We start from the raw sequence: 13,296 nt of genomic DNA on the forward strand, positions 1-13,296 counted from the left end.
TCGGAGAATCGTATCGATAGAAAGCATTGTAATCTGAAATTTAGAATCATAAATCTAAAATGGGTATAAGGTGAAATCAATTCGAGAAATATTCAGGATAGGGTATGGTCCCTCTTCCAGTCACACGATGGGGCCGGGACGTGCTGCCTTGTATTTTAAAGAGAAAAATCCGGAAGCGGATTTATACAGGGTAACTTTATATGGTAGCTTGGCTCTTACCGGACGCGGACATGGAACGGACAGTGCCATTCAACGAATGATCGATGATCCGGAAAAAACCGAGATTATTTGGGAGCCGGAGAAAACGCTTCCCCATCATCCGAACGGAATGCTGTTCGAGGCTTTCGTGTGTGGAGGGCTTACTGATTCATGGGAAGTGTATAGTGTGGGAGGGGGAGCCTTGTGGGATGAAAAGGGGACTTTTAAAGAAGAAGAGGTTTATCCGGATACTAAAATGACGGATATTTTGAACTGGTGTAAAGCGGAAGGTCGTTCTTTCGTGGAGTACGTGGAACTGCATGAGGGACCTGAAATATTCGATTATTTAGCGGAAGTGTGGGAGGTGATGATTGGGGCGATTCACAATGGGTTGGAGAATGAAGGTGTGTTGCCGGGAAATCTGCGGTTGGCGCGGAAAGCTTGTTCTTATCATATTCGGGCACAGCAATCGGCGGGAACTTTACGGCACATGGGGATGGTTTTTGCCTCTGCATTGGCTGTTGCGGAGGAGAATGCCGGCGGCGGGCGTATCGTGACGGCACCTACTTGCGGATCTGCCGGAGTCGTTCCTGCGGTTCTTTACTTTTTAAAGCATGATCAGAATATTAGTGACCGTCGGATCATTAAAGGGTTGGCGACGGCCGGATTAATCGGTAATATCGTAAAAACAAACGGTTCGATCTCGGGAGCGGAAGTCGGCTGCCAGGGCGAGTTGGGTACGGCTTGTGCCATGGCTGCGGGGGCGGCCGCACAAATATTGGGCGGAACACCCATGCAAGTAGAGTATGCTGCAGAGATGGGATTTGAACATAACTTGGGATTGACTTGTGATCCGGTAGGGGGATACGTGCAGATTCCTTGTATAGAGCGGAATGCTTTTATTTCTCAAAAAGCCAGGGAGTGTGCTATTTACGCTTTGTTTTCCGACGGCCGTCATAAGGTCTCCTTCGACGATGTCGTGGAAACCATGATGCAAACCGGATGTGATATGCAAGCTAAATACCGGGAAACGAGTTTGGGAGGATTGGCTCGTATCTATCGGGCTCCCATACGGAAGTAAGTTTATTCGTTAAATTTGAAACTAAATCGGGTAATAGACGTTAGTTTGTCAGATACTATTGCGAAGTTTGAAATAATTTAGGCGATATGGATAGAGTAAGATTAAAAATATTAGGATTATCATATAGCATGTCTCAGTCAGGGGCTTACGCGTTAGTCCTTTCCGATCTAAATGATACGTATCGGATTCCGATCATCATTGGGATTTCCGAAGCTCAATCTATAGCGATACAATTGGAACATCTCCAGACGCAACGCCCGCTTACTCATGATTTGGTTAAACGGTTAACGGATGGGTTGAACGTAAGTTTGGAAGAGGTTTTTATTTATCGTTGGGAAGCCGGAATATTCTATTCGGAGTTACTTTTCAGACAAGAGGAAAAAGAGCTGCGTATTGACGCGCGTACTTCGGATGCCGTGGCCTTGGCTTTAAGATACGGTTGTCCGATATACACGACTCCCGAAGTGGTGGAAAAGACCTCTATCTCTGTTCCGGAGAAGGAGATGCAGGAGCAGGAGGTTAAAGCAAACGACCTGGAACCTGCGATCACAGAATCTAACGAGGAGCTGTCGGTTGAGGAGTTGACCCGTTTGATGGAAGAGGCTGTAAAAAATGAAGATTACGAAAATGCCTCCCGTTTCAGGGATATGCTAAAAGCGAAAAATTCAGATTAATTTAATATGCTTACTATGAATCGCATCGAATTTGATTACGCTAAAGTTTTGAATTTTGTAACGGAAAAGGAGATTGATGTTCAACGCCAGAAAGCAGTTTTATCCTTGGAAGGAGTGATGAAAGGTACTTGTAAAGGAAACGATTTTTTAGGCTGGCTTACTCTTCCGTCACAAATTTCAGATGACGAACTGAGAAAGATAAACGATTGTGTCCGAAATCTGAAATCACGTGCAGAAGTCATAGTCGTAATCGGAATAGGAGGATCTTATCTTGGTGCAAAGGCCGTTATCGAGGCTATGTCCGGGAGTTTTGACTGTTGCAAGCAGGTGGTTTTTGCCGGTCATAACTTGAGTGAAGATTATCTGTATGAACTTCAACGGTATTTGGCTGATAAGAGTTTTGGACTTTGTGTAATATCGAAGTCGGGAACGACGACGGAACCTGCTATTGCATTCCGTTTATTGAAAGAAATGTTGGAAAAACAGGTAGGACAGGAGGAAGCCCGTAAACGGGTCGTGGCGATTACGGATGAGAAAAAAGGTGCATTGAGAGCATTGGCAGATCGGGAAGGGTATGCTACTTTTGTTATTCCGGACAACGTGGGAGGCCGTTTTTCGGTACTTACACCGGTAGGTTTGTTGCCGATCGCTATGGCTGGATTTGATATCGAGGCTTTGGTTAAAGGAGCTGGCGATATGCAAAACTTCGCCTTGGGCGAGGGGCGTAAGATCGCGATGGATTACGCTTCCGTGAGGAATGCTCTCTACGAGAAGGGGTATACGACGGAGATAACGGTAAATTATAATCCTAAACTGCATTTCGTGGGAGAGTGGTGGAAGCAATTGTTCGGCGAGAGCGAGGGGAAGGAGCATAAAGGTATTTTTCCAACCAGCGTGGATTTTTCTACGGATCTTCACTCTATGGGACAATATATACAGGACGGAAGGCGTAATTTGTTTGAAACCGTACTTTCCATTGAGAAAACGAAATACGAGGTACCAATACCCCGTGATGCGTCGGATTTGGATAAATTGAATTATTTGGCCGGTAAACGGGTGGATGAAGTGAATAAGATGGCCGAATTGGGAACCCGTTTGGCCCATGTCGACGGGGGGGTTCCTAATATGCAGATCAGGATTCCCGAGTTGACGGAATACTATTTGGGACAACTGTTTTATTTTTATGAACTGGCATGCGGTATATCTGGCGGGATTCTGGGAGTAAACACCTTCGATCAACCGGGGGTGGAAGCCTATAAGAATAATATGTTTGCTCTTTTGGGAAAACCGGGATACAAGTAGAATCTGTTTTTAAAAGATAGGAAACGAGATTCGTTTACGAATCTCGTTTTTATGTAATAGGATGATCCTGTCGGAAGGACTTGTTTCACCCGAATCTTGTGTTCGATTGGGGCTCGGAATAACCTTATGACCGGATCTGAATCAACTATATATCATATTCTCGATATCCTTATCTACCGTGGTAATCGAACCGATACCGAACGTATCGGTTAATGTCCGGGTAATCCGGGGGGATAGAAAGGCGGGCAGGGTGGGGCCTATATGGATCTTTTTTACCCCTAAACTAAGCAGGGCGAGTAAGACGATAACCGCTTTTTGTTCATACCAGGCGATGTTATAGACGATGGGTAATTCATTGATATCTTGAAGTTTGAAAATTTCTTTTAATTTTAAGGCGATAATCGCCAAAGAATAGCTGTCGTTACATTGTCCGGCATCGAGAACACGGGGAATACCGTTGATCTCTCCTAACTGTAATTTATTATAGCGGTATTTGGCGCATCCTGCCGTGAGGATGATCGTGTCTTTCGGTAAGGCTTGTGCAAATTCGGCGTAATAATTACGGTTCGACATCCTGCCGTCACAACCGGCCATAACGACAAATTTGCGGATGGAACCGTTTTTTACCGCTTCCACGATCTTGTCGGCTACCTGTAATACCTGATGATGCGCGAATCCTCCGGTGATAGTACCCTTTTCGATTTCCAGTGGTGCGGAACATGCCCGGGCTTTCCGTATAATTTCGGAAAACTCTTTATGACCGTTCTCGTCGGTTTCGATGTGATTGCAGCCCGGATATCCTGATGCGTTCGTGGTAAACATCCTCTCTTTGTAGGAGGCGGAAGCCAAAGGTGGCACGATGCAGTTGGTCGTGAAAAGGATAGGGCCGCGAAACGATTCAAACTCTTCTCGTTGACGCCACCAAGCGTTACCGTAATTTCCCGCGAAATGTTTGTATTTTTTAAATGCCGGATAATAATGTGCCGGTAGCATCTCTCCGTGGGTATAAATGTCTATTCCGCTTCCTTCTGTTTGTTCCAATAACTCTTCCATGTCTTTCAGGTCGTGTCCGCTGATTAAAATACCGGGATTTTTACGGACACCGAGATTCACTTCTGTTATTTCGGGATGGCCGAAACGTTCGGTGTTTGCCTTATCCAAAAGAGCCATTCCTTTTACCCCGAATTCTCCTGTTTGAATGACGAGAGCGGTTAGCATTTCTACGGATAGTTTCCGGACAGTTATATCCGCGAGGGTTTCTTGAATGAAACGATGGATGGATTCATCATCGAATCCCAAACGTATGGTATGTGCTAAATAGGCGGCCATTCCTTTTATGCCGTAAATGATAAGTTCTTTCAAAGAACGGATATCCTCGTTTTTTTCATTCAGTATGCCGGCCTCTTTTTCCTTTGGGAAAAAAGTATCGGTAGTTCCTTCCCAGTAAACCTCTTCTATTTCGGGAAGATCGACTCTTTTTTCTATGGATAGCGATATTAACCGTCTTTTTATTTGTAGTCCCTTTTCGATTCGGTTGATGAGGCTTTGTCGATCGAAGTTGGCGTTGGTAATGGTAGAGAAAAGGGCGTCGATGACAAATTTATTTACCTGTTGATCTCCTTTTGTTAGGTGTTTTCGTAGTTCGTTATGTACGATCGATATGCCTTTTACGACAAACAGCAGTAAATCCATCGTATTGGCGGTTTCACTATCTTTACCGCAAATTCCGCGAAGGGTACAACCCGTTCCGTGAGCCGTTTCCTGACATTGAAAACAAAACATTGAATTTTCCATAGTTTTAAGGTTTTATCATGTAATTATAAATTATAACCATCGGGTTTCTCGTATCTCTCCGTGAATACCGACCCTGATAAGTTTTAAAGGAATTTTCCTTTCGGCTTTCTCTCTTGCTGCTTCGCATACGCGTAGTAATCCGCTACAGCAAGGAACCTCCATGATCATGACGGTTAAGGTGCTGATACCTCCCTGGTCTATGATGGCTTTGATTTTATCTGTGTAAATTCCGTTTTTTTCGTCTAATTTGGGACAGGCGATGGCTAACCGTTTTTCTTTTAGGAATAGGTTGTGGAAGTTGCCTAAGGCGTAAACGGTACAATCTGCGGCGACCAATAGGTCCGCATCCTGGAAAAAGGGTGCGGCCGGCGGTAATAGATGCAACTGTATCGGCCATTGTCGCAGTTCTCCCTTCTCGACCTCCTTCTCTGCGACAATCGAGGAGGTTCCGGGTACAAAACTTCGAGTTTTTGACCCGGGACAGGAAAAGGTGGGAGAGGAAGAGACGGGACGAATAGGAATATCGTGAATACCTTGTTGGCGGAGTTCCTCGTGAGCTTCCCGTAAAAATTCGACTTGTTTGTGATCGGAAAGATGCTGCAAGTGAGCTTTGATTACCTCTTCCCCTTTGGGAATCAGTCTTTTTATAACAACTTTCTCGTCGTATTTTTCAGCTTCCCGTTCTTCTTGGGTAATGGCTCCTCGAGGACAATTTCCGATGCAAGCACCCAATCCGTCACAATACAGTTCGCTGATAAGGGTGGCTTTCCCGTCGATCAGCCGCAGGGCTCCTTCGTGACAACCTTTTACACATAGACCGCATCCGTTGCAGAGAGCTTCATTGATTTTGATAATAGTACGTTTCATCCTTTTTGTTTTTATGTTACAAAGATCGTTTCTTGCAAGAAGGATAATTGTCACATTTGTTACAAAAGAGAATTTTCAGGTCGATTTTTCTTTTTTATCTGTCGGAAATTCTAAATTTGCATAAATGAAGAGTTAATGGAGATAGAGAAATTACTGACCAGTCCTGTTTTCCGGAATTTTCCAGAAGAACGTTTGACGGAGTTCTTGCGTTCTGCTCCTGCTGTTTTACGCGTTTATTCCCCGAATGATTTTGTTGCTTTGCAAAACTCTTTGTGTCATTCGCTTTATTTATTGTACGAGGGAAAGGTACGTACTCATATGGTAAACGGGGAAGGCAAACAGGTGACGATAGAGGATATAGAGGCTCCCCGTCTGTTGGCCCCGGCTTTTATTTTCGCCACGGATAACAGGTTTCCCGTGAATATTTTAACCGTTACTCCTTGTGAAGTATTGATTATTAATAAGGAGGAGTTTGTCGGCTTAATGCAGAAAGAACCTGTTGTTATGCAAAATTTTTTACGGATTATCTCCGATCGTAGTATATTTCTGAGTCGGAAGTTGAATTCGTTTGCCTTGCGGAATTTGAAGGGACGTTTGGCTGCTTATTTATTAGAACGGGAGGGACAACACAGTCAACAGGAGATTGCAGACGTATTAGGGGTGGCTCGCCCTTCTTTGGCTCGTGTGCTTGCCGAATTGATCGAAGAGGGTGGGATTAAAATGGATAAGCGAACCATCAGGATCGTCGATCGCGAATTGTTGACCCGATACAGGTAAAAAACGAATTTGGCTCTAAAGATTCAGTTTTGTAAAGTTCATGTTCAGTAAATCAATCAAAAGAAGCTTGCCGGATAGGACCTCCGGTTTGCCCAGGATGATTTTTATGACCTCATTGGCTTGGAGGGTTCCGATGACTCCCGGAAGAGTTCCCAATACCCCAAGAGGTTGGGTGAAGTGTTGAATGTTGTTGTGGTAAGGGTATAGTTTCCGGTAAGAGGGACCGTCTTGATAGTGAAAAACAGAGAGCTGTCCGGAAAATTCGCATATGCTTCCGTAAACCATGGGCTTCTTTTGTATATTGCATACCTCGTCGATAAGATAACGGGTCGCCAGGTTGTCTGTTGCGTCTACGACTATATCGTAATGGGAAATGATCTCGGAAGCATTTTCAGCAACAAGACGTGCTTCGTAAAGCGTGAAACGACAGAAAGGATTCAATTTCTCCAGTTTTTGTTCGGCAATAGCTGCTTTAGGCATGTCGACGCATGTCGAATCGTAAAGAATCTGTCGCTGCAGGTTCGACTCGGATACCAGATCGTTATCGATGATTCCGATATGTCCTATACCGGCAGCGGTGAGATAAAGAAGAACGGGGGAGCCCAGTCCTCCGGCTCCCACGACCAGGACGTTGGCTTGCTTCATCTTTTCTTGTCCTTCCACCCCTATTTCAGATAGGATAACTTGGCGATTGTACCGCTCTTTTTCTTGCTCTGTTAACATAATAGCTCTAAATATATGATGCGAAAATAGAAAAATTAGGAAATATAATCAAAAGATCGTCCGGTTCGTTTTTTGAAGTGAATACCACGTCTATTTATCCGCGTTGACGTGGTATTTCACAAATCGATTGACAGTACACACGGATACTTTGTATTGTTTGGCTATCTTCTTATAAGATATGCTATTGTCCATCATTTCAATGATTTTAGCTTTGTTTTCGATCAATAATTTTAATTGCGGGCTACTTCCTATCGGACGTCCTAATTTTTTGCCTTCCGCTTTGCGAACGGCGAGAGCTTCTTTGGTTCGAATGGAAATTAGGTTACGCTCAATTTCAGCCACTAAACCGAATGCAAACCCTAATATTTTACTGTTCAGGTTATTTTCGAATGTATACCCTTCTTTCGTACTGTGTAAGATGATTTTACGTTGTATGCACGTGTTGATGATATTCATAATATCGATTAGCGTCCTGCTTAGTCTGGAGACTTCGGTGACGATCAGGCAATCTCCTTCCTGCAGAGAGCTGAGAATATCTCCTAATTTCCGATCACTGCTGTTTACTTTACCGCTAATGATGTCATTGTACCATTTGTTTATGGTCAATCCTCGGTTATGCGCAAATCGCTTGATTTCCTCTTGTTGATTCTCAAGATGTTGTCTGTTTGTACTTACTCGTAAATATGCAACTACCATAATTGAATTGATAAAATTTGGATTATTAAAAGAGCAAACGTACGAAAAAGGAAAGGAATATGAGCATATTGTGTGGGCATAAGCAAGAAAAGAACTGTTTATTTTGCTGAAATAAATTGAAATGGTAAACTGGTTTATTTTATTTGAGGGTAAATTGAACTAAATTTGTAATATAACGTAATGAAGAAATAGCAATGATGAAGAGAAGAATTGTGATTCTTGTATTGATATTGGCAAACTATATGGTTATGGCACAAAAAAGAGAATTGACCGAAGCGGAAAAACAGGTAATAATTCATAAAGGAACGGAATTACCTTTCACGGGCAAATATTATGATTTTAAAGGAAAAGGAACCTATGTGTGCAAACAATGCGGGGCTTCATTGTATCGTTCGGAAGATAAATTTGATTCCCGGTGCGGATGGCCCAGTTTCGATGACGAAATTAAAGGAGCGGTAAAAAGGGTTACGGATGCGGACGGAAGACGGACAGAGATTCTGTGTGCCGGATGTGGTGCGCATTTGGGACATGTATTTGTGGGGGAAGGTTTCACTTCTAAGAATACCCGGCACTGTGTAAATTCGATCTCTATGGAGTTTATTCCTGATCGGGAGCTGAAAACCGATACGGCCATTTTTGCAGGAGGATGTTTCTGGGGGGTGGAATATTTTATGCAGAAGGCACCCGGAGTTTTGACCGTAGAATCAGGGTATATAGGAGGTGAAACGGATCATCCTACTTATGAAGATGTTTGCCGGAAAAACACGAGACATGCAGAGGCTGTCAGAGTGGTTTTCGATGCTTCCCAAACGACCTATGAGGCGTTAGCGAAACTTTTTTTCGAAATCCATGATCCTACCCAGTTGAATCGTCAAGGGCCCGATAGGGGAGAACAATATCGTTCCGAAATATTTTATGCGAATCCTCAACAAAAAGAGGTTGCCGATAAATTGATCGAACGGTTGAAAACGAAAGGTTATCCGGTCGTAACACTGGTTTCGCCCGCCACGACTTTTTGGCCAGCCGAGGATTATCATCAAAATTACTATAACCGGAAAGGTTCTCTTCCTTATTGTCATGGGTATACCAAGCGATTTTAGATAGGAGAAGCTCTTTCAATGCTTGCAAAATCTGCGGGAGGGAAGCTTAACCGTTTAATTGTGGAATCGTTTTAATTCCAAATTCTACGATTTGTGATCATTGATTGTCAGTCGTCGTTATATTTGCCATGTAATTTTAATCGTTTATGTTATGGAAATAATACATGATACGGAGAATCGTACGGTTAAGACGGTTGTAAACGGCCGTGTGGCTTATGTCACCTATGTGATAGAAAACGGGGAGTTGGATGTCAGACATACGATGGTTCCTTCGGAAATCGGGGGAAGGGGTATAGCCGCGGCTTTGGTTAAATATATTTATGATTATGCCGCGGAGCATGATTTGCGGCCGGTTGCGACCTGTTCTTACGCGGTAGTCTGGTTGCGAAGACATCCGGAATATAACGGTAAAATAGGAAGAGACTACGCCGGAGCCGGTAGTTGCCCCGTCAATTGACAAAAGAAGCGAAATCCTTTTCTATTCGCACGACTTAAAAATGGAAAAATAATCTGTATTAATTGGCGTTTTTATGAACATATGTTCATAAAAAGAATTATCTTTGTTCCAAAATAGAGTTATGTCAAGACCGAAACGTAGCCGAGTGATAAAGAATCCTCCTTTGATGGAAGGTTTCAAGCCTTTTGGATTGCCCATGACGGACCTGGATCCGGAAGTTTTGCTGTTTGAGGAATATGAGGCTCTCCGGTTGAGTGATTATGAACTTTTACCTCAGGAAAAGGCGGCATTGCAAATGGGTGTATCCCGGCCTACTTATACACGTATATACGAGAAAGCCCGGCGTACAATAGCAACTGCCCTGGTGGAGGGAAAAGTTATTTTTATAGAGGGTGGGGATTATCACATCGATTATTATTGGTATCGATGTGATACTTGTCGGAAGATTATGGTAGAAAAAGAGCCTGTAACCTGTTGTCGTTTTTGCCAGTCGAGTAAGTTGCGGGCATTAAATAAGCCGGAGGCTTCTTTATGTAGCGATGCCTATTGTATTTGTGTGCACTGCGGAACAAGGCTCCCTCATGTTAAGGGACAGCCTTGTCGGGAGACAAAGTGCCCTTCTTGTAGCGGTAAAATGATACGGGAAAACGGGCCTCATCATAAACTTATTTTAAAAACAGAAGAAGAAAAAAATCATGAAAATTGCAATTCCGACGAGAGCCAATGTGGTGGATGACCATTTTGGACATTGTGAGTATTACACCATTTTTACGGTGAATGAAGAAAAGAATATTATGAAAACGGAGACGCTTGCAGCTCCGCAAGGATGCGGTTGTAAATCGAATATTGCCTCCGTGTTAAGAGAGAAAGGAGTAACCGTGATGTTGGCAGGCAACATGGGGGACGGAGCTTTAAATGTACTGAATAATCAAGGTATTAAAGTTTTCCGCGGTTGTAAGGGAGATGTCCGTGTTTTAGCCGACTCTTATTTGAAAGGTTTTGTTCTCGATTCTGGAATAGGGTGTCATCACCACGAGGGAGGGGAACATAAATGCGGTCTGTGATTGGATGTTTCTGCGATTGGGTGATTCGATCTTTTCTCCTAATCGCAGCATCTCTTGTTTTTTCGTTTTTTTTGATCGATGACTTATGGTATATGCTTATTTTATAGATTATATTTAGGAAAACAATGGAATTTTTTTTAATTTTGAATGCCTAATCTCGGTCCGATTGTGTGCATGAAACAAGGTTGGATTTATAGTTTGTTCTCTCTCTTTTTTTGCTTACTTCTTTTAGAAGAAGGTGTAAGCGGGTACGATTATGACCTAAAGATCGGAACGGAAAAAACAGTATGCTATGAAGAGACGGGGGCGATGGGGATTCATACGATTTCGGGCATATTGCAGGGAATGCATATAAATGGTGCAGAGTCAGGGGAACAGTATGATTCAAATCCTTCTTTTTTTAGAAACGGGATAGTTGCCAATACGGGAAGACAGACAAAAAAATCCTTCGCTACCAAATTTCTTCTTTATCTTTCGATACGCGGTCGACAACGCGGTTATCTGCTTTTTTTACAGAAATTGATTATTTAGTTAATGCTGATGGCGTGATTATTTTGGATAAAACAAAAATAATGTGCGGTGATGTTTGTTGTGATACTAAATAATTAAAATGTAAAAAGAATGGAAGAATATAAATTCATAAAAGATCAAATTATATCTCTTACGCAAGGAAAGGTCGTAAAGAAAAATGAGGGCTATATGATACCTCTCTTATTAATCGTAATCGGGATTATAGCGCTGGTTGCCATTCATTATTTGTCTCAAAGAATGCAGCGTTCTCCTTTTTTGATGTTTGCTTCCGTACTCTCTTTTAGTGTGGTATGCGGAGGAGTATTTATTTTCGTACAAAACAAGGCAAAATATGTTTATACCGTATCTAAGGGGGTGTTTTTAATAAAGAAAGTAGTACTTGTTCGGGAAGGGATGGAACAGTATTTCCAATGGTTGAAGGAGAGAAGTTTTCATAAATTTTTGAAGTATGAGGCAAAGGAAAATAGTGATGTTTTTTTAGAGGTTTGGGTAGATCAGGCTTTGAACATTGCTTTTGTGCAATTGATGGTTGAACGTAACCGCATACCCTTTCCGGTATCTGAAGTATACCAACTTTCTAAAACGGAGGTGGCTGAGAATTGTGAGTTGTTTTACAAATGACGGGTTCAACAAGTAAATCAAGGCAAGTTTCGATTTACTCGTTGAACGATAGGGTTATTCGGATAAAAGAGGAGTGTTCAATTTCACTAATATTTTATCTATCCTGGCCCCGTCCATATCCACGATTTCCAAATCGAAACATAGCCAGGATAACTGTTCCCCTGTTTTAGGTACATGTTCCAAAATTTTTAAAATCAGCCCGCTTACCGTGTTGTAATAATGGTTGGGATATAAATCTTCCATGTCGAAATAAGCCAGGAAATCGTAGAAAGAACATTGGCCGTCTATCAGGTATGAGCCGTCGTTCCTACGGATGATATCCGGCTCTTCTCCTATTTCGGGTACGTCCCCGATAAGAGCCGTCAGAATGTCTTTCAAGGTGAAAATCCCCTCTATGCTTCCGAATTCATCCGTGACCAGTCCGTATTTCAGGTGTTCGGTTTTCAGATGTTCCAAAGCATTGTAAACACTTTGATTTTTAGGGAAATACTGAGCCGGCCGGATGATTTTTTCTAAATTGAAATCCGGTAAATCAATCTTTCCGAACAGGTCTTTCAAATAGACGACACCGATGATGTTGTCTAATTTTGAATCGGCTACGGGGTAAATATTATAAAGATGCTTATTTACGATTTTCCGGATCTGATCGTTGGATTCGGTAATATCTAACCAGACCAAATCACTGCGGTGGGTCATGATGGAACCGATGTTCCGGTCTCCGAGGTTGAAAACCCGTTCCACGATGTCTTGCTCTACTTCCTGAACCTCCCCGTCGTCCTTTCCTTCTTTAATAATAGCCTTTATCTCTTCTTCCGTTACTTTCCCGTCCTTGGATTCTTTTAGTCCCAGGATTTTCGTTACCAGTATTGTGCTGGCGGATAGTAACCACACGAAAGGAGAGGCTATTTTAGAGAGAAAAGTCATGACGGGAGCCACGATCTTGGCTACTTTTTCTGCAGCATTCATACCGATGCGTTTAGGAACCAGCTCTCCTAAAATTAAGGTAAGATAAGTCACTATGACCACGATGATTCCTTTGGAAACAGCCAGGGCGTGGGCATCGAGGGGTGTTATCCGGGAGAGGAGTAAAGCAAAATCGTTGGCTAACGTCTCCCCGGAGTAAAGACCGGTAAGGATTCCTATTAAGGTGATACCTATTTGGATCGTGGATAGGAAACGATCCGGTTCCTGAGCTAATTTTAAGGCTGTTTTTGCCGATTTATTTCCTCGTTTCGCTTCTGTCTCCAAACGGGTTTTACGTGCGGATACCATCGCAATTTCGGACATTGACAGTATACCGTTCAATAATATCAAGGCTAATATGATGATGATTTCCATTTTAATTGTAATATTAAAAAATAGATTTTAATCTTGTTGCAGAGATGTTATTCCGTATTTGATATAACAACTG

At 42.7% G+C, this 13,296-nt stretch carries 15 protein-coding genes; 10 read left to right on the forward strand and 5 right to left on the reverse strand.

What is annotated here, in order from left to right; all coding sequences use genetic code 11:
- The first annotated feature begins 70 nt into the window (after positions 1-70).
- The 3 genes from DMB45_RS00965 (at position 71) to DMB45_RS00975 (ending at position 3,255) form a co-directional block, all read left to right on the forward strand.
- A complete protein-coding gene (locus tag DMB45_RS00965; protein ID WP_041503896.1) occupies positions 71-1,279 on the forward strand; it encodes an L-serine ammonia-lyase in 1,209 nt (402 codons plus the stop codon).
- A gap of 86 nt (positions 1,280-1,365) precedes the next feature.
- Positions 1,366-1,953 carry a bifunctional nuclease family protein gene (locus DMB45_RS00970; RefSeq protein ID WP_110688366.1) on the forward strand — a complete coding sequence of 196 codons (588 nt, stop codon included), beginning with the start codon at positions 1,366-1,368 and terminating at the stop codon, positions 1,951-1,953.
- 15 nt (positions 1,954-1,968) lie between these two features.
- Positions 1,969-3,255 carry a glucose-6-phosphate isomerase gene (locus tag DMB45_RS00975; protein WP_041503894.1) on the forward strand — a complete coding sequence of 429 codons (1,287 nt, stop codon included), beginning with the start codon at positions 1,969-1,971 and terminating at the stop codon, positions 3,253-3,255.
- A 141-nt stretch (positions 3,256-3,396) separates the two neighbouring features.
- On the opposite strand, the gene hcp is transcribed toward DMB45_RS00975, so the two are convergent.
- Entirely contained in the window at positions 3,397-5,049 is a 1,653-nt protein-coding gene (gene hcp, locus DMB45_RS00980; RefSeq protein WP_110688367.1) for a hydroxylamine reductase, read from the reverse strand.
- A 30-nt stretch (positions 5,050-5,079) separates the two neighbouring features.
- A complete protein-coding gene (locus DMB45_RS00985) occupies positions 5,080-5,916 on the reverse strand; it encodes an ATP-binding protein (protein ID WP_110688368.1) in 837 nt (278 codons plus the stop codon).
- A gap of 135 nt (positions 5,917-6,051) precedes the next feature.
- On the opposite strand from DMB45_RS00985, the gene DMB45_RS00990 reads away from it, so the two are divergent.
- Positions 6,052-6,693, forward strand: a complete 642-nt coding sequence (locus DMB45_RS00990; protein WP_041503891.1) for a Crp/Fnr family transcriptional regulator — start codon at positions 6,052-6,054, stop codon at positions 6,691-6,693.
- 15 nt (positions 6,694-6,708) lie between these two features.
- On the opposite strand, the gene DMB45_RS00995 is transcribed toward DMB45_RS00990, so the two are convergent.
- Together DMB45_RS00995 and DMB45_RS01000 are read right to left on the reverse strand one after the other, a co-directional pair.
- The gene (locus DMB45_RS00995) at positions 6,709-7,416 is read right to left on the reverse strand and encodes a HesA/MoeB/ThiF family protein (protein ID WP_041503890.1); all 708 of its coding nucleotides are present in this window, start codon (positions 7,414-7,416) and stop codon (positions 6,709-6,711) included.
- A gap of 90 nt (positions 7,417-7,506) precedes the next feature.
- The gene (locus DMB45_RS01000; RefSeq protein WP_041503889.1) at positions 7,507-8,112 is read right to left on the reverse strand and encodes a recombinase family protein; all 606 of its coding nucleotides are present in this window, start codon (positions 8,110-8,112) and stop codon (positions 7,507-7,509) included.
- A gap of 242 nt (positions 8,113-8,354) precedes the next feature.
- Between DMB45_RS01000 and DMB45_RS01005 the strand changes: the two genes are divergently transcribed.
- The 6 genes from DMB45_RS01005 to DMB45_RS01030 all read left to right on the forward strand — a co-directional run bounded on the left by DMB45_RS01005 (position 8,355) and on the right by DMB45_RS01030 (position 11,885).
- Entirely contained in the window at positions 8,355-9,212 is an 858-nt protein-coding gene (locus DMB45_RS01005) for a bifunctional methionine sulfoxide reductase B/A protein (protein WP_394341847.1), read from the forward strand.
- A gap of 151 nt (positions 9,213-9,363) precedes the next feature.
- Positions 9,364-9,669: a GNAT family N-acetyltransferase gene (locus DMB45_RS01010; RefSeq protein WP_041503888.1), complete on the forward strand. Its 306-nt coding sequence runs from the start codon at positions 9,364-9,366 to the stop codon at positions 9,667-9,669.
- A gap of 121 nt (positions 9,670-9,790) precedes the next feature.
- Entirely contained in the window at positions 9,791-10,405 is a 615-nt protein-coding gene (locus tag DMB45_RS01015) for a DUF134 domain-containing protein (protein ID WP_070807456.1), read from the forward strand.
- Positions 10,365-10,733, forward strand: coding sequence for a NifB/NifX family molybdenum-iron cluster-binding protein (locus DMB45_RS01020; RefSeq protein ID WP_041503887.1), 369 nt, complete (start codon positions 10,365-10,367; stop codon positions 10,731-10,733). The genes DMB45_RS01015 and DMB45_RS01020 overlap by 41 nt, the downstream gene beginning before the upstream one ends.
- Before the next feature lie 168 nt (positions 10,734-10,901).
- Positions 10,902-11,264, forward strand: a complete 363-nt coding sequence (locus tag DMB45_RS01025; protein ID WP_146216404.1) for a hypothetical protein — start codon at positions 10,902-10,904, stop codon at positions 11,262-11,264.
- Positions 11,265-11,354: 90 nt separating this feature from the next.
- Positions 11,355-11,885 (forward strand): hypothetical protein, encoded by a 531-nt coding sequence (locus DMB45_RS01030; RefSeq protein WP_041503885.1) that lies wholly within the window; start codon positions 11,355-11,357, stop codon positions 11,883-11,885.
- Between the two features lie 54 nt (positions 11,886-11,939).
- Here DMB45_RS01030 and DMB45_RS01035 read toward each other — a convergent pair whose 3' ends face one another.
- Positions 11,940-13,223, reverse strand: coding sequence for a hemolysin family protein (locus DMB45_RS01035; RefSeq protein WP_110688370.1), 1,284 nt, complete (start codon positions 13,221-13,223; stop codon positions 11,940-11,942).
- Positions 13,224-13,296 lie beyond the last annotated feature (73 nt).

It is taken from the genome of Sanguibacteroides justesenii (assembly GCF_003204205.1).
Classification (GTDB): domain Bacteria; phylum Bacteroidota; class Bacteroidia; order Bacteroidales; family Marinifilaceae; genus Gabonibacter; species Gabonibacter massiliensis.